Source organism: Streptomyces sp. NPDC047117 (genome assembly GCF_040643545.1).
Taxonomy (GTDB): domain Bacteria; phylum Actinomycetota; class Actinomycetes; order Streptomycetales; family Streptomycetaceae; genus Streptomyces.
In genome coordinates this window covers 1-16905 of sequence record NZ_JBEYUN010000011.1, presented here as the reverse complement: position 1 = coordinate 16905, position 16905 = coordinate 1, and the positions used below count along the sequence as shown (strand labels likewise).

Below are 16905 nucleotides of genomic sequence, written 5' to 3'. Positions count from 1 at the left end.
GTCTTCTCGTGTGCCCCGCCGCGGGACGGCCGGCCGGTTGCCGCCCCGCCGATTGTCACACCTTCCGCGGCTCCCGGCGGGCCGGGGTCAGAACGCCTGGCGGGGCGGCGCCGATTCGCTGGCGCCGCGCAGGAAGTCCAGGTCGACGCCGGTGTCGGCCTGGGTGACGTGCCGGTCGTAGAGGTAGCGCCAGCCGCGCTCGGCATGCGCGCGCGGCGGCTGCCAGGCGGCGCGGCGGCGCTCCAGCTCGGCGTCCTCGACCAGGAAGTCGAGCCGGCGCCCGGGCACGTCCAGGCGTACCGGGTCGCCGGTGCGGACGAGGGCGAGCGGGCCGCCGACGGCCGCCTCTGGGGCGACGTGCAGGACGCAGGTGCCGTACGCGGTGCCGGACATGCGGGCGTCGGAGATCCGCACCATGTCGCGCACGCCCTCGTCGAGCAGCTTCTTCGGCAGCTGCACGTTGCCCACCTCGGGCATGCCGGGGTAGCCCTTCGGCCCGTTGTTTCGGACGACGAGGACGGTGTCGGCGGTGACGTCGAGGGCGGGGTCCTCGGCGACGGCGAGGTAGTCCTCCAGCGAGTCGAAGACCAGCGCGGGCCCGGTGTGGGCGAGCAGCGCGGGGTCGGCGGCGGACTGCTTGATGACGGCGCCGCCGGGTGCGAGGTTGCCGCGCAGTACGGCCGTGCCGTTGCCGGCGGGCTGGACGGGCCGGTCGAGCGGGCGGATGACCTCGCGGTCGTACACCTCGGCGCCGGCGCAGTTGTCCAGCAGGCCGCGGCCGGTGACGGTGACGGTGTCGCGGTGCAGATGACCGGCGATGTCGTTGATGAGGGCCGGCAGTCCGCCCGCGTACGCGAACTCCTCCATCAGGAAGCGGCCGGAGGGCATCAGGTCGACGAGCAGCGGGAGTTCGGCGCCGAGCCGGTCGAAGTCGTCCAGGGCGAGGGGGACATCGAGGCGTCCGGCGAGGGCGAGGAGGTGGAGGACGGCGTTGGTGGAGCCGCCGATGGCGGCGTTGACGCGGATGGCGTTCTCGAAGGCGGCGCGGGTCATGATGCGCTGGGGGGTGAGGTCGCTGCCGGCCAGCGCGACGGCGCGGACGCCGGTCTCCTCGGCGAGGGTGCCGCGGCGGGAGTCGACGGCCGGCAGCCCGGAGCCGCCGGGGAGCATCATGCCGAGCGCTTCGGTGAGACAGGCCATGGTGGAGGCGGTGCCCATGGTCATGCAGTGGCCGGCGCTGCGGTTCAGCGAGCTCTCGAACTCGGTGAACTCCTCCTGGGTGATGGTGCCCGCGCGCAGTTCCTCGGTCATCCGCCACACATCCGTACCGGAGCCCACGTCACGCCCCCGGAAGCGGCCGTTGAGCATCGGGCCGCCGGTGAAGACGATCGCGGGCACACCGGCACTCGCGGCACCCATGAGCGCCGCGGGTGTCGTCTTGTCGCAGCCGGTGAGGAGGACGACGGCGTCCATCGGGTTGGCGCGGATCTGCTCCTCGATCTCCATGGCCGCGAGGTTGCGGTAGAGCATGGTGGTGGGCCGCATGATCGGCTCGCCCAGCGACATGGCGGGGAACTCCAGCGGAAAGCCGCCGGCCTGGAGCACGCCGCGCTTCACGGCATCCGCGATGAGCTGCAAGTGGCCGTTGCAGGGATTCAGTTCGGAGTAGGTGTTGCAGATGCCGATGACCGGCCGGCCGTCGAAGTTGTGCCCGCCGCGGCCCATGCCGCGCAGCGCGTGCCGGGTGATGAAGCCGTTCTTGCCGCCGTCGCCGAACCAGGCCCGGGAGCGGAGCGGGGCCGCTGCGGGCTGCTGCCGGTCGTGCACGGTCATGTGACGTCCTTCCGACGCGGTCCGGGGTGGCCGCGGCCGAGTCGCCCCCTCACCACCCGTCCAATGGTGCTATCAAAGCACGATAGAACCCGGCCGCGTCCATACCCGTGCACCGCCCCGTCCGGGCGGCCGACGGCCCCCTGGCGGCCCGTCAGCCGTCCGCCGCCTGCCGTTCTCCGGCGGGGCGCGGCCGCAGATCGTGCCGCACCCACACGTTGGGTTCGACGTAGACGGCGTGGTTTTGCGTGGTGTCGCAGTGGACGGGGGTCAGCGCGCCGGGGACGTCGACGTCACCGTCGCGGTCGAAGGGCAGGCCGGTCCACTGGCGCCACTGGGCCAGCGAGCCGCTGACGGTCATCGAGGCGGGCGCGATCCGCTCGATGGTGCCGCCGGCCTTGACGTGGACGCGCAGCCACGGGTCGGCGGGCAGGCCGTCCGCACGCAGCCGGCCGACGTACTCGGCCATGGGGACGCGGGGCTCCAGATGCTTGGCCGTCGGGCGGACCGGGGCCATCAGTACGTCGTGGCCCTGCCGGACGGCCGCGTCGCGCAGCGCGGCCAGCATCCGGTACGACAGGCCGCGGCCGAGGTACGCGGCGTCCACCGTGATCTCCAGGGCGCTCGCCGCCGTCGGGGGGCGGCCGTGCCGCCGGTCCTCGAAGGCCCACCCCAGCACCCGGTCCCACCCCTGCTCCGGCGCCGCCGCACGCCCCTCGCCCGCCGCGTCGAAGGGCACGGCGAGGCCCCGCGCCACGATCCGGTCGCCGTCCGTGGCCACCACGCAGTACTCGGGGAAGTCCACCAGGACCCGGCTCAGCAACGCGCCCACGACCGGCTCGTGCGCGGTGAACACCGGCCAGGTCTCGGCTATTTCGTAAACCCGGGCGCCCAGCGACGGGCGCTCCGAGAGCGGGGTGATACGGATGTCGTCGATGTCTGTCACGGCCGGACTTTCGCACACCGTGGCCAGGGTGACCACGGGTTTTCCGCCGCGGCGCATATCTGCGCAGCCGCCTTCCGGACGCCGGACGGCGTGCCCGGGTGGCCGAGGAGCAGCTCCTGGCGCCGGCCGCCGCGGGCCCGATTGTCCGGGACGCGCCGCACCTCGGCGCGACCGCCCGCACCGTGCGCACCACGCCCTCCGGGTTCTCCCAGCGGCCGGGTCGATCCCTCGTGCACCCCCTGCCACCAGGCCCGATGCTTATAGGCCGTTTGGGGGGCCGCTTTGCGACACGCGGCCGCGAAAACTCATAGAGTCACAATTAGCGTCATATTCTCCAGTTCTGTGCAGAAGCGTGACGACGTGGTCGTGTCAGGCATGGTTCCCGAAGCGGCGGCGTGTCCAGCGCCCCCCGTATCGGCAGCACGCCGGCTGAAGGTGTGCTTCCTTCTTTTCAACCTCTACGGCATCGGCGGCACCATCCGCTCCACCGTCAACCTCTCCGGCGCACTGGCGGAGGCCGGGCACGACGTCGAGATCGTCTCGATAATCCGGAGCCGCGCGGAGCCGTCCCTGCATGTCCACCCGCGGGTACGGGTCGTGCCGCTGGTCGAGGCCCGCAGGGATCAGCCCGGCTTCGACCCCGCGCACGACCCGAAGGGCAACCCCTCGCGCGTCTATCCCGCCTGCGACGGCCCGTACAAGATGTGCAGCGCGCTGGTCGACGAGCGGATCGAGCACTACCTCGGCCGCACCGACGCGGACGTGATCATCGGGACCCGTCCCGGCATCAACGTCTACCTGGCCCGCTTCGGGCCCGCCCGGGCCCTCCTCGTCGGCCAGGAACACCTCACCCACGACATGCACGGGCCGGACCAGCGCGCGGCGCAGAACGCGGCGGTGGCGCACCTGGACGCGTTCATCACGGTCTCCCGGCAGGACGCCCGGATCTACCGCGAGGCGCTGCCCGACGTCGCCACCGAGATCCGCTGCATCCCCAACGCGGTACCGCAGCCGGACGTCTCGCCCTCCACCGGCCGGAACAAGCTCGTGGTCGCGGCCGGCCGGCTCATCCGGATCAAGAACTACCGGCTGCTGATCGACGCCTTCGCACGCGTCGTGGAGCACCGGCCGGACTGGAAGCTGCGGCTGTACGGGCGCGGCCCGCAAGCTCCGGCGCTACGGGCCCGCATCCACGAGCTGGGGCTGTGCGAGCAGGTGACGATGATGGGCGCGCACGCGCCGATCGAACCGGAGTGGGCCAAGGGCTCGATCGCGGCCGTCTCCTCGGACGGCGAGTCCTTCGGCATGACGATCGTGGAGGCGATGCACGCGGGACTGCCGGTGGTCTCCACGGACTGCCCGTTCGGGCCCGGCGAGATCATCGCCGACGGGGTGGACGGGCTGCTCGTCGAGCCGGGGAACGCCGACGAGTTCGCGGCCGCGCTGCTGGACCTGATCGCGGACGACGAGCGGCGGGCCGCGATGGCCGCGGCCGCCCGCGCCAAGGCGCTGGACTACGCGCCCTCGGCGATCGCGCACGCCTACGTGAAGCTCTTCGAGGACCTCGCCGCGCGCACCGGCAAGGGCGGCGGCGCACCGCGGGCGCGGCAGAAGCCCCACGGGTCGCACGCGCTGCGCGGCGGCGCCGGGCCGGCGCTGCACGACCGGCTGCTGCGCGCCGGCCGGGAGCTCGCCGGGCGCGCGGTACGCCCCCTCCTCCAGCGGCCCGCCACGGCCGGACCGCTGCTCGGCGTGGTGCGGCGGATCTCTCCCGCCGCTGCCGCGCGGGCCGACGGCACGGCCCGCAAGCTGCGTCCCGTGGCGCGCTGCGCGGCGGCCGAGGACGGTGCGCTGGAACTGACCTTCCCTGCCGCGGGGCTGGCCGGCCCCGCCGACCTCGTACTGCGCCGCCGCGACTCCGCCGAGGAGATCCGGGTCCCGCTGCCGCCGCCCGCCCGGGAGGGCCGGGGCGGCCCGTACCGGACCCGGCTGCGACTGCCCCGGATGTCACTCGCCGAGGGCTACTGGGAGGTGTGGGTACGGCGGCGCGCCGACGGGGTGCAGCGGCACGTGCGCACGCCGATGGTCGAGCGGGCCGCGCTGGTCGGCCGGGCCCCGGAGGTGACCGCCGACGCCGTGCGGTCCTGGATCCCGTACGCCACCGACAGCGGCCGGCTGGTGCTGCGCGTGTGGCGGCGGGCCGCGCACGCGGAGGCGGTGTGGGTCGCGGTCGGGCCCTCGGTCACCTACGTCGAGGCGGAGCTGCTGGGCGCCGTGCTGACGCCGGGCGCGGTGGTGACGGCGACGCGCCGCGGCGACCGGCCCACGGTGCTGCGGCTGCCCGCGACGGAGCTGGGCGCCGGCCGGTTCTGCTGTCTGCTGCCGCACGTGGACTTCACCGGGCACGTGACCGGGGCGACGCCGCAGGACCGGGAGTTCTGGGACCTGCGGCTGGTGCTGCCGGACGGCATGGCCGTACGGATCGGGCGGATCGGCGGGGACATCGTCGCCCGCAAGGACATCGACACCCACCCGTCGGCGTACCGCGGCGAGGGCGCGGCCCGTGCGCGGGTCCGCCCCTACTTCACCGACGCCAACGACCTGGCCCTGGTCACCGCCCCGGCCCCGGCCCCGGACGCCGCGGCCGCCCACGCGGCGGCACCGCGGTGCGCGCATCTGCAGGAAGTCGGCGACCTGCCGGCCGGGGACACCGCCTGACGGTCCGTAGGAGCGGTGCCCCGGCGGCCGCAGCGCTGTCCATGCGGGCGCGCGGCAGGCCGGCGGGTGCCCCGCCGGCCTGCTTCACCGTACGGGCGACCGGGTCGCGCCCGCGAAGACGGACCAGGTCACCGGGCGGGTCGTGAAGGGGCCGAAGGTACGGACGCGCGGGCTCGGCGCGCTGCCCCGGCGCGCCGCTCGGTGCCCGGTGCCGCCGACCTGTTCAGCGTCGTAGGCCGTGGCCGGGAAGGGCGCCCCGAACACGCCGTGCCAGACGCGGATCGCGCCCTCGTGGTCACCGGACCGTTCCCGGCGGCGGGCCTCGGCGGCCTGCGCGGCGAGCGCGGCCAGTACCTCGGCGCGGGCCCGGCGCTGCTCCCGCGACCAGCCCTCGGTCAGGTCCGTGGAGCCGGTGGGGTCCAGGACGGGGCCGGAGACGGCCTGCGCGGCGTGCGTGAGCGCCGTGGCGACCGCGTCGGTGTGCTGCCGCGGCCCCGAGACCGCCTCGTACGCGAGCGCCTCCCACAGCAGCCCGCGCGTCTCGCGCAGCGCCGGGTGGCCGTTCCTTAACGCCTTCAGCATCCGGACCTGGTGGACGAAGCGGCCGTCGGTGGCGTGGTCGTGCCTGCCTATGACGCGGTTGAGCGTGCGGACGGCCGACCGCTCCCAGGAGTCCCGCTCCCAGTCGGCGGTGAGCAGGTCGGTGCAGCGCGGGTCGGCGAGCGCCGGGGTCAGGCCGAAGGTCACGTCCAGGTCGGCGAAGGTGACCTGGAGGGCGCGGGAGGTGCGGTCCTCGTCGCCGAACCGGGAGCCGGGGAACGCCTCGGTGACCGCGTCGCAGAGCATCGCCATGGCGTCGGCGGCGCCGCCGGGGCGCTTGACGAGGCGGGCGAAGCGCCGGTGGAAGACCATCACCATGCCGACGTCGTCCAGCGGGGCGATACGGGTCTTGCGGGCGAAGCTGCCCTGCAGACAGCTGCTCTCGATCAGGCCCGCGTTCTTCAGCCCCGCGGTGATCTGGCGGTGCCGGCGCCGGGCCCTCTCGTAGCGGCCGGGTTCCAGGGCAAGAGCCTGGTCGAAGTAGCCGAAGGCGGTCCTGGCGGTGTGCGTCATCGCGCGGGGCTCGTTTCTCTCGACGTCAACGGGACGAGGGGGCATTCCGGTTGGGCGCCGACGGCCGGGCCGACGGCGTCCGGGGACCAGCGAGCGTAGCGGGGAATCGTTTCAGCGGAAGGGGTCGAACGTGTCACATCATGCACGGGAAAAATCGTTCCTCTCCGCGCCCGGCCGACGACCGGGCAGACCGCCGCAGTTGCCTCGCGCCACTCCGCGTCACTTCCGCCCGACGGGTTCCGGTTCCCCGCGCGCACGCCGGTCCGACCGGACGGCGACACGCCCTCCGGCGAGCGGTGTGGCGCTCTATTCAACTACGCATATATCTGTCGCGGAGCACCGCGAAACAGCTCGTCCTGATCGATGATGAACTTAATTCCCCTCTCCCCGACCGAAGTCGACGGCGTATATTTCACGCCCTGTCGCCATCTCGACCGCTTCCGACCGCCCACCGAGGCGTTCCGGCATATGCCAGAGACCTGAGGCGAACTACCCCTCCGAGCGATCAACGACACCGTTCAGCCCGTCAGATCGTCGGCCAGCAGATCCATCAGAAGCGAGTCGTGCCAGGTGCCGTCGGGTCCGCGCTCGTACCGGCGCATGATCCCGACCGGCTGGAACCCCACCTTCCGGTAACTGCGGATGGCCGCCCCGTTGTCCGCCGCCGGGTCGATGGTGATCCGGTGGTGACCACGCTCCGTCAACAGGTGGCGTGCGAGCGTGCGCACGGCGTCCGTCCCCAGCCCCCGGCCGTGCAGCGCGGACGTCAGATAGATGTCGATATTCGCATGCCGATAGTCCGGATCCGACTCCTGAGACCACTGGATCGCGCCAATGATCCGGGCTCCGTACTCGATCGCGTACGCGAACTCGCCGGACGAGGCGAGGTCATCGGCGACCGCGGCCGCCAGATCGTTTCCGCCCCGCCACCACGCGTACACCTGGGGTTCGGCCCGGATCGCGGCCAGGGCCGGGATGTCGTCCGACGTGGCGGGACGCAGCACCACGTCGGCGCCGTACAGAGTCGTCTGCATACGCCATGACGCTAGCGGCCGGGCACCGCCGCCGCACCGGTGCCGCCCGGCCGCCGTGATCTTCACGGCACGGGGTCCGGCGCGGGGTCTACTCGGCGCTCCGGGCGGCATGCCGCTCCCGCAAAGAGGTCTTGAGCACCTTGCCCGCCGCCGACACCGGCAGCGCGTCGGTGAAATGCACCTCGCGCACCCGCTGGTACGGCGCGACGCGCTCGGCGACGTACGCCATCAGCTCTTCCGCCGTGGCCGTCGCGCCGTTCCGCAGCACCACGTAGGCGGCCGGTATCTCGCCCGCGTCCGCCGCCGGCGCGCCGATCACGGCGGCCGCCGCCACCGCGGGATGCCCGGCCAGGATGTCCTCCAGGTGCAGCGGATAGACGTTGTATCCCTTGTAGATGAGCATGTCCTTGGCACGCCCCGACAGGAAGAGGTGGCCGCGCTCGTCCAGCCGGCCGATGTCACCGGTACGCAGCCAGCCGTCGGCGTACTGCTCGGCGGTGAGTTCCGGGTGCCCCTCGTACCCGTCGGTGATCTGCGGGCCGCGCGCCCACAGCTCGCCGGTCTCCCCCACCGGCAGCTCGCGCGCCGGGTCGAGCAGATCACGGATGGACAGCCGGGTGTCGGGGAGCGCGACGCCGACCGTGCCGTGCGGGGTCCCGGCCTCGGCGTCCAGCGGCCACATCGCCAGCGCCATGGTGGCCTCGGTGAGCCCGTACCCCTCGGTGAACAGCGCCTCCGGGAAGAGCCCGGCGAGCCGCCGCCGCGTCTCCGGGTCCATCGGCGCGGCCCCGGAATTGATGTGGCGTACGCACTTCAGGCGCCGCCCGGTGCTCGCCGGAGAGGCCAGCAGGGCCCGGTACATGGTGGGTGAGCCGCCCACCGAACCCACCTGGTGCGCCTCGATGTCGTCCAGGTAGCGCACGGGGTCGAAGCGGTCGTGCAGCACGGCCGTGGTGCCGATGGCGGTGTGAGCGGCCATGCCTATCAGGCCCATCGCATGGAAGAGCGGGGCCACCGAGAGCGTCGTGTCGGCGCCGTGCACGGAGTGGTGCGGGGTGGCCGCCGCCTCGTCGCGGAGTACGCCGACCACCCCGCCGTCGTCGTACAGCCGCCCGGCGGCCCGTACCCACACGGTCTGCGCGACATTGGCGATCACATTGCGGTGCAGCACGCGGACGGCCTTCGACCGGCCGGTGGTGCCGCCGGTGAACGCCAGGTGCGCCAGATCCCCGGGGGCCCGGCGCACGGGCTCGGCCGGGCCGTACGCCAGGAGGTCGTCGACGGCCAGCACGGTCCGGCCCGCCGGGGCTTCGGGAACGGCGGCCGGTGGTCCGTCACCGGCCGGGCCCCCGGAGTCCTCCGGTCCCGGTACGACCGCGGTGAAGCGCACGCCCGGCGCGTCGGCGGCGTACACGGACGGCAGCGCGCCCGCGTACGCGATCACGGCGCGGGCGCCGGAGTCGGCGAGCTGCGCGGCGAGCGGGACGGCGGGCTGAGCGGGGTTGGCCGGGCTGACGACCGCGCCGGCCAGCAGCGTGCCCCAGTACGCCACCGGGAACCACGCGCAGTTGGGAATCATCAGCAGCACGGTCTCGCCCGGCGCCACGCCGTGCTCGCGCAGCCCGCGCGCGAACCGCAACGCCCGGTCGTACAGCTCGGCATACGTCAGGCCCGCGCGCCCGTCGGTCAGCGCGAGCCGGTCGGGGAAGCGCCGCGCGGCCCCGGCGAGCACGGCTCCGGCGGGCAGGGAAGGGTAGGCCAGTGCGGTACGCGACACGGTGCGACTCCTCGGGGTGTCGGTCTCTGCGGGCGCCTGCTACGGGCGGCGGTACTCAGCGGCCTCAGCGGCCCCGCCCGCCTCAGCGCCCCGTCCAGCGCGGCGGGCGTTTCTCGGCGAACGCGCGGGCGCCTTCCTTGGCGTCCTGCGAGGCGAACACCGGCTCGACGAGGGCCCGCTGCCGCTCCGCCGTCTCGTCCGCCGGCCAGGACGGCGCCCCGGCGATCACCTGCTTGGAGACCCGGACGGCCAGCGGCCCGTTGGCGGCGACCTCCCGGGCCAGCTCCCGTGCGCCGGCCAGCGCCCCGCCGGGCTCGGTGAGCCGGTTGACCAGTCCGTGCGCGTGGGCCTTCGGGGCGGGCAGGAAGGCGCCGGTCAAAGCGAGTTCCATGGCGACCTGGTACGGGAGCCGCTGCGGCAGCCGCAGCAGTCCGCCGGCCGCGGCGACCAGCCCGCGCTTGACCTCGGGGAGGCCGAACTTCGCGTCCTCGGCGGCCACTACGAGGTCGCAGGCGAGGACCACCTCGCAGCCGCCCGCCAGCGCGTACCCCTCGACCGCGGCGATCAGCGGCTTGCGGGGCGGCGCTTCGGTGAGCCCGGCGAAGCCCCGCCCCTCGATGCTGGGCCGCTCACCGGCCAGGAACGCCTTGAGGTCCATTCCGGCGCAGAAGGTGCCGCCCGCGCCCGTGAGGACTCCGACGGCGAGGTCGTCCCGGGCGTCCAGCTCGTCCAGGGCCGCGGCGACGCCTTCGGAGACGGCCAGGTTCACCGCGTTGCGGGCCTCCGGGCGGTCGATCGTGATGACGGCGACGCCGTCGGCGTACTCGGTGCGGACCACATCGGACATGAGGGCTCCTGACGGCACGGCGGGCACGGAGATCACACGCAGACGAACGATCGTTAAGCTAAGACGGCACACCCGGCCCTGTCCAGGTCCCGTCGGAAGGTCCAAAAACCTTCACCTGCCCGCGATTCCTCCGTGGCCGAGATGATCCTTACCCCTGCCCCGCCCGATGGTTGGCCTGTAAACTTAACGCTCGTTCGCCGTCGTTGGGGCACATCGAAGGGACCGACTGCTGTGACAGCCGACGCAACAGCCGAGATCACCGGCCACGTGCAGTGGCGGGCCTGGCAGGACGGAGTGCTGCCGCCCGTCGAACGCGTCCGCGACGGCCTGTGGTCCCTCCCCGTACCCATTCCCGACAATCCGCTGCGCTACGTCCTGGTCTACGCACTCGAACTCCGCGACGGACTGGCCCTGATCGACGCGGGCTGGGACGCCGACATCTCCTGGCAGGCCCTCAACGACGGCCTGGCGAGCGTCGGATACGGCGTGTCCGACGTCCGGGCCGTGCTCGTCACGCACAACCACGCCGACCACCTCGGACTCGCCGGCCGGGTCCGCGAGGCCTCCGGCGCGTACGTCGCCCTGCACGAACTGGACGCCCGTACGGTCGGCCCGGAGCTGGACACGTACGAGAAGTGGCGGCGCGGCTACGTCGGCCACCTCACCCGGCACGGCATGGCGCTCGCCGACGCGAACGCCACCGCCGACGCGATCGACCCCGACCGGCTGCTCCGCGCCCCGCGTCCGGACGTCCTTCTCCAGGACGGCGAGCGCATCACCCTGCCCGGCCTGGACCTGCGGGTCGTCTGGACGCCGGGCCACAGCCCGGGGCACTCCTGCTTCTACGCGCCCGACCGGCAGCTGCTGTTCTCGGGCGATCACGTGCTGCCGCGGATCACCCCGTCGATCGGATACATGCTGCAGAGCACCGGCGACCCGCTCGCGGACTTCCTGCGCTCGCTGGACAAGCTGACCGGCTACGACGTCGACGAGGTGCTGCCCGCGCACGAGTACCGCTTCGGTCAGCTGGACCAGCGGCTCGCGCACATCGCCCGGCACCACACCGAGCGGCTGGCCGAGACCCTGGCCGCGGTCACCGCGTCCCCCGGCGCCACCGCCTGGCAGCTCGCCGCGGACCTCAAATGGTCACGCAGCTGGCAGGAGTTCGGCCTCCAGCAGCGCCGCTTCGCCCTGGCCGAGACCCTCGCCCACCTCAAGCTCCTCGCCACCCGCGGCGAGATCACCGAACACGCCGGAGCGCCGGGGCGGCCGGTCGCCTGGGCCCCGGTCGCACCGGCCTGACCGCCCCGGTCAGAGCAGTTCGAGCACCGTGGCGTTGGCCATGCCGCCGCCCTCGCACATGGACTGGAGGCCGTAGCGGATGCCCTGGTCACGCATGTGGTGGACCAGGGTGGTCATCAGGCGGGCGCCGGAGCCGCCGAGCGGGTGGCCCAGCGCGATGGCGCCGCCGTTGACGTTCAGCCGCCCGTAGTCGGCGCCGACGGTGCGCTGCCAGCCGAGCGACACCGAAGCGAACGCCTCGTTGATCTCGAAGGCCCCGATGTCGCCGACCGACAGACCGGAGCGCTTCAGCGCCTTCTCCGTCGCCGGGATCGGGCCCTTGAGCATGGTGATCGGGTCGACGCCGGCCAGTACGGCGGTGTGGATCCGGGCCATCGGGGTCCAGCCGTGCTGTCGCGCGATCTCGCCGGTGGTGATCAGCAGCGCGGCCGAGCCGTCGGAGATCTGCGAGGCGTTCCCCGCGGAGATGACGCCGTTCTCCTTGAAGGGGGTGGTGAGGCCGGCCAGCTTCTCCAGGCTGCCGCCGCGGCGCACCCCCTCGTCGGTGTCGACGACCCGCTCGCCGCCGTCGCCGTCCGGGACGGTGACGGGCGCGAGCTGTCCGGCGAAGCGGCCCTCGTCGATGGCGCGGGCGGCCTTGGCGTGCGAGTCGAGGGCGTGCTGGTCCAGTTCGGTACGGGACAGCCCGAACTCCTCGGCGATCATCTCGGCGCCGACGCCCTGGTTGAAGCGGACGTGGTCGTAGCGCTCGGCGACCAGCGGCCCGAACGGCCTGCCGTACTCGTTCCCGGCCCGCGCGGCACCCATCGGGACCCGCGACATCGCCTCGACGCCGCCCGCCACCGCGATGTCGTACTGCCCCGCGATGACGCCGGCGGCCACCTGGTGCACGGCCTGCTGCGAGGACCCGCACTGACGGTCCACGGTCAGCCCCGGAACCGACTCGGGCCAGCCGGCCGCGAGCACGGAGTACCGGCCGACGCACCCCGCCTGCTCGCCGACCTGGGAGACGCAGCCCCAGACCACGTCGTCGACCAGGGCGGGGTCCAGGCCGGTGCGCCGGGCCAGCGCGTTGAGGACATGGGCCGACAGATCGACGGGGTGGACGCCGGAGAGGGCGCCGCCCGGCTTGCCCTTGCCGATGGGGGTACGTACGGCGTCGACGATGACGGCGTCGCGCATGGGGAAGCTCCGTCCTGGAGGAGGCAGGGGGAAGGGACCGTGGGACCGCTACTTGGGGGACATGCGGATCGCGCCGTCCAGGCGGATGACCTCGCCGTTGAGCATCGGATTGGCGATGATCGCCTCGACGAGCCGGGCGTACTCGGCGGCCGTGCCGAGCCGCCGCGGATGCGGCACCTGCTTGCCCAGCGCCTCCCTGACGTGCTCCGGCGCGCGGCCGAGCAGCGGGGTGTCGAAGAGTCCCGGCGCGATGGTCATCACCCGGATCGCGCGCGCCGCGAGGTCGCGGGCGAGCGGCAGGGTCATGCCGACGATGCCGCCCTTGGAGGCGGAGTACGCGTGCTGGCCGATCTGGCCCTCGTACGCGGCGACGGAGGCGGTGTTGATGATGACGCCGCGCTCGCCGTCGACCGGTTCGGTCCGCGCCATCTCGGCCGCGGCCAGGCGCAGGACGTTGAACGTGCCGATGAGGTTGACGTGGACGATCCGGCTGAAGTGTTCGAGGGTGTCGACCGTGCCGTCCTTGCCGACGACGCGTACGGAGCCGCCGATGCCGGCGCAGTTGACGGTGACGCGCAAGGGGGCACGCGCGGCGGCCGCGGTCACGGCCTCGGCGGCGCTGTCCTCGCTGGTCACGTCGCCGGGGACGAAGGCCGCGCCGATCTCCTTGGCGACCGATTCGCCGTCGGAGGACGGCAGGTCGAGCAGGACGACCTCGGCGCCGCCGGCCCGCAGGCGCTGGGCGGTGGCCAGGCCCAGGCCCGAGGCGCCGCCGGTGACGACGGCGGAGATTCCGGTGGTCTGCATGCGGGTGCCTTTCTGGATGCCCTTCGCGGCCGGAAGGGAGCGGGCTCGTGGTCCGGGGGAGGGAGACAGCGGGAGGGGGCCGGCGGAGGCAGGCAGCCGGAGGGGCCGGGCGGCCGGGAGTCAGAGGCCGAGCGACTTGGCGATGATCGTCTTCATGACCTCGCTGGTGCCGCCGTAGATGCGCGAGACCCTGGTGTCCGCGTACAGCCGGGCGATCGGGTACTCGGTCATATAGCCGTAGCCGCCGTGCAGCTGAAGGCACTTGTCGATCACCCGGCCGGCCACCTCGGTGCAGAACAGCTTGGCCTTGGCGGCGTCGGCGACGCTCAGCTCACCCGCGTCGTTCAGCTCCAGCGCCCGGTCGGCGAAGGTCTGCGCGGCCTCGGTCTCGGCGGCGCACTCCGCGAGCACGAACTTGGTGTTCTGGAAGGCGGCGACGGGCTTCCCGAAGACGGTGCGGTCCTTGACGTACTCGGTCGCGAAGCGCACCGCCGCCGTCGCCGCCGCGGTGCTGCCGAGGGCGATGGTCAGGCGTTCCTGCGGAAGGTTGTGGGTGAGGTAGGCGAAGCCCTGGCCCTCCTCGCCGAGCAGGTTCTCCGCCGGGACCCGCACGTCGGTGAAGGAGAGTTCGGCGGTGTCGGAGGACTTCAGGCCGATCTTGTCCAGCTTGCGGCCGACGGCGAAGCCCTCGCTCGCGGACTCCACGCACAGGATGGACAGGCCGGCCCTGCGGTCGCCGGGGTCGGGCGGCGAGGTGCGGCAGACCACGAGGACCAGGTCGGCGAGGGCGCCGCCGGTGATGAAGGTCTTGGCGCCGTTGAGCACGTAGTGCCCGCCGTCGGCGGAGAGTGCGGCCGTGGTCCGCATGCCCGCGAGATCCGAGCCGGTGCCCGGTTCGGTCATGGCGATGGCGGTCATCATCTCGCCGGCGGCGAAGCCGGGCAGCCAGCGGCGCTTCTGCTCCTCGGTGGCGTACGCGAGGAGGTAGGGCAGGATGAGGTTGGAGTGCACGGAGTGGCCGCCGAAGGAGACCCCGGCGCGGGCGGCCTCCTCCATCACGACCGCGTTGAACTTGAAGCTCGCCTCGCCCCCGCCGCCGTACTCCTCGGGCACCTGGATGCCGAGCACGCCCAGCTCGCCGAGGCGGCGGTAGAAGTCCCGGTCGGGGTGGCCCTGTTGCTCCCAGGAGGGGAAGACGGGGACGACTTCCTTCGCGATGAAGCTCCGCAGCGTCTCCCGGAACGCCTCGTGGTCCTCGTTGAACACCGTCCGCCGCACCCCTGGGCCCCTTCCGTCGCACCTCCGTGGTGCGCCCGTGTCCCGGGCGCGCCCCGCTGACGAACGATCGTTAAGTTACGGCTGCACGGAAGTCCTGTCCAGGGCGCGGGCGGAAGCCCCGCCAGCCCCGTCCGGCGCGGGCGGCGGCCCCACCTCCGTACGGCGGCCCGGCCCGGCACCTCCGCAGGCGGGCCGCTGTATCACGTACGCCGCACCCCGGGCCGCGGCGGCCCATCCGCACCATGCGCCACACAGCTTCCCGGTGTGGCGCTCGCACATCCGCGGCCGCTGCCGTACCCGCCGCACGCGGCCCGGCCGAGATCCGGCCCGCTGCCCGGCCATGGGGCAAAGCCGCTGGTCGGCGCGGGTGAACGGTGAGTTGACCGGCCCGGACGGTACGGGCGGCCGGGCAGCGGGCCACCACGGCGGCGCCGGAAAACCGACCGGCAAGTCGGCGCAAAGAGACCGCTAATGGTCCGAGACCGATCGGCCGGTCCTCGCCCGCACCCGGGCCGCCCGAGCCCCGTCAGCGCCTCTGTGGAGGCTCACCAGAGCCATCTCTCCAGGAACTCGACCCAGATGTAGCCGACGAACCCGTCGAAGGCCGGCGGGTCGATGGCCTTCAGCTGCACGGCCAGCCGGCCCAGCTCGGCCACGGCGGCGTCCTCCTCGCCGTGCGGATCGTTCAGGATCGCCGACCTGCTGACGTGCAGCCCGTAGTGGTGCAGCGTACGAAGCCACAGCTCTATCGAGGAGTTGGCGAACCACGCCTCGCCGTCGGGCAGTACGTAGTACACCGCGCCGGAGTCGGGATCGACACCGAATGCCCAGGTCAACGCGGACGAACGGCTGCCGTGCGTATTCTGCGTCAGCCGGTACAGCAGCCGGCCGTCACGGGTGCGCAGCTGCGGTTCGGGCTCGTACTGGAAGGACGCCGTACCGATGAGGTTGTCCACCACCGGTATGCCGGTGGTCACCAGTAACTCCTTCTGCCGCTCCGGTATCCGCCACCCCGCCACGGCGTCCGGCTCGGCACGGACGACGTGCCCGGCACCGGCCCACGCCACCAGCTCTTCATATTTCGGCACAGGAGCCCCTCCCCCACGGCTGATCGCACGCGGCGGGACTCTACCGGGAACAACCGTCCGGCGAGTCGGACATCTGACCAGTCGGCACGGCGCGAAGGAGCAGATTGGGGCGGGAAAGAGAGTTGAACGGTCGTTAAGTGGGGCCCCACGGAAGGTCAGCGGGACCGGCGCGGCAGGCTGCCCGCCGGCCGGTACTCGACCAGAACGAGCGCCAACTCCACGTACCGCTCGGCGAGTTCGTCCACTCCGACATCGCCGCCCTCGTGATACCACTGTGCCACCGCGTTGCACATGGCGATCACGCCGCGCCGGGCGTCCTCCGGATGCGGCGTACGGAAAACTCCTTGCGACACGCCGGCGTCGACCACTTCGTGAAAGAGCCGCGAGCCGTCGTACTGCCGCTGCCGCGCCTCCTTCAGCCGGTCCTCGGACAGATGGCGCCACTCGGTGAGCAGCAGACTGCTCTCCAGCCGGCGTTCGGCGCGGTAGCGGACGGTCGCCCGGACCAGCGCCGCCAGCCGCTCCCCCGCGTCCTCGCCGGACCGCGCCAGCTCCTCGTCGCAGGAGGCGAAGTACCGCAGGCTGCTCTCGTGCAGCAGGGCGTGCAGCAGCTCCTGCTTGCCGGAGTAGTAGTGGTACATCGCGGAGAGGCTGACGCCGGCCCGCCGGGCGATGTCCCGGATGGACGCCGCGCCGTATCCGCGCCCGGCGAACTCGTGCCGGGCGGCATCGAGAATGGCCCTCTGACCGGCAGGCTGCACCGTCGCCCCCCCCAGGACTTAACGAACGTTGCATCAGTGTACGGGGCGGAGGGCGCGCCCACCCGCACACAGCAGAACGCCGCCCGGTGGCGCTACCGGGCGGCGTTCCGTCAGGTGTCCCCGTGGGTCAGCCCTGGGTGGGGAGGCCGGAGAGGCGCTCGACGCCGCGGAGGAGGGCGGAGTGGTCCAGGCCGCCGTCGCCCTGGGCGCGCAGGGAGGCGA

Annotated in this window: 13 protein-coding genes and 1 pseudogene; 2 read left to right on the top strand and 12 right to left on the bottom strand. The window is 73.1% G+C overall.

Translation table 11 applies throughout. The features are described from left to right. Positions 1-87 precede the first annotated feature (87 nt). Both ABZ840_RS21815 and ABZ840_RS21810 read right to left on the bottom strand, forming a co-directional pair. Positions 88-1833: an IlvD/Edd family dehydratase gene (locus ABZ840_RS21815; protein ID WP_361561740.1), complete on the bottom strand. Its 1746-nt coding sequence runs from the start codon at positions 1831-1833 to the stop codon at positions 88-90. A gap of 151 nt (positions 1834-1984) precedes the next feature. Beyond that, complete coding sequence (locus ABZ840_RS21810; protein ID WP_361561739.1) at positions 1985-2776, bottom strand: N-acetyltransferase; 792 nt, start codon at positions 2774-2776, stop codon at positions 1985-1987. A 435-nt stretch (positions 2777-3211) separates the two neighbouring features. On the opposite strand from ABZ840_RS21810, the gene ABZ840_RS21805 reads away from it, so the two are divergent. After that, on the top strand, positions 3212-5494 hold the full coding sequence (locus tag ABZ840_RS21805; RefSeq protein ID WP_361561738.1) for a glycosyltransferase: 2283 nt from the start codon (positions 3212-3214) through the stop codon (positions 5492-5494). An 84-nt stretch (positions 5495-5578) separates the two neighbouring features. Here the strand turns inward: ABZ840_RS21805 and ABZ840_RS21800 are convergent, their stop codons facing one another. The 4 genes from ABZ840_RS21800 to ABZ840_RS21785 form a co-directional block, all read right to left on the bottom strand. Next, the gene (locus tag ABZ840_RS21800) at positions 5579-6607 is read right to left on the bottom strand and encodes a hypothetical protein (RefSeq protein ID WP_361561737.1); all 1029 of its coding nucleotides are present in this window, start codon (positions 6605-6607) and stop codon (positions 5579-5581) included. A 518-nt stretch (positions 6608-7125) separates the two neighbouring features. Then, a complete protein-coding gene (locus tag ABZ840_RS21795) occupies positions 7126-7641 on the bottom strand; it encodes a GNAT family protein (protein WP_361561736.1) in 516 nt (171 codons plus the stop codon). A gap of 88 nt (positions 7642-7729) precedes the next feature. Further along, the gene (locus ABZ840_RS21790; RefSeq protein ID WP_361561735.1) at positions 7730-9418 is read right to left on the bottom strand and encodes an AMP-binding protein; all 1689 of its coding nucleotides are present in this window, start codon (positions 9416-9418) and stop codon (positions 7730-7732) included. Between the two features lie 82 nt (positions 9419-9500). After that, entirely contained in the window at positions 9501-10265 is a 765-nt protein-coding gene (locus tag ABZ840_RS21785; protein WP_361561734.1) for a crotonase/enoyl-CoA hydratase family protein, read from the bottom strand. Positions 10266-10496: 231 nt separating this feature from the next. Between ABZ840_RS21785 and ABZ840_RS21780 the strand changes: the two genes are divergently transcribed. Further along, complete coding sequence (locus ABZ840_RS21780) at positions 10497-11567, top strand: MBL fold metallo-hydrolase (RefSeq protein WP_361561733.1); 1071 nt, start codon at positions 10497-10499, stop codon at positions 11565-11567. Between the two features lie 9 nt (positions 11568-11576). Here ABZ840_RS21780 and ABZ840_RS21775 read toward each other — a convergent pair whose 3' ends face one another. The 6 genes and pseudogenes from ABZ840_RS21775 to ABZ840_RS21750 form a co-directional block, all read right to left on the bottom strand. Continuing rightward, a complete protein-coding gene (locus ABZ840_RS21775; protein WP_361561732.1) occupies positions 11577-12749 on the bottom strand; it encodes a thiolase family protein in 1173 nt (390 codons plus the stop codon). A gap of 48 nt (positions 12750-12797) precedes the next feature. Further along, complete coding sequence (locus ABZ840_RS21770) at positions 12798-13556, bottom strand: SDR family NAD(P)-dependent oxidoreductase (protein WP_361561731.1); 759 nt, start codon at positions 13554-13556, stop codon at positions 12798-12800. A gap of 120 nt (positions 13557-13676) precedes the next feature. After that, positions 13677-14834 (bottom strand): acyl-CoA dehydrogenase family protein, encoded by a 1158-nt coding sequence (locus tag ABZ840_RS21765; protein ID WP_361561730.1) that lies wholly within the window; start codon positions 14832-14834, stop codon positions 13677-13679. Between the two features lie 545 nt (positions 14835-15379). Further along, entirely contained in the window at positions 15380-15922 is a 543-nt protein-coding gene (locus ABZ840_RS21760; RefSeq protein WP_361561729.1) for an SUKH-4 family immunity protein, read from the bottom strand. 155 nt (positions 15923-16077) lie between these two features. After that, complete coding sequence (locus tag ABZ840_RS21755) at positions 16078-16683, bottom strand: TetR/AcrR family transcriptional regulator (RefSeq protein WP_361561728.1); 606 nt, start codon at positions 16681-16683, stop codon at positions 16078-16080. A 127-nt stretch (positions 16684-16810) separates the two neighbouring features. Continuing rightward, positions 16811-16905 (bottom strand): annotated as a pseudogene (locus tag ABZ840_RS21750) (2-hydroxy-3-oxopropionate reductase); the annotation flags it as partial.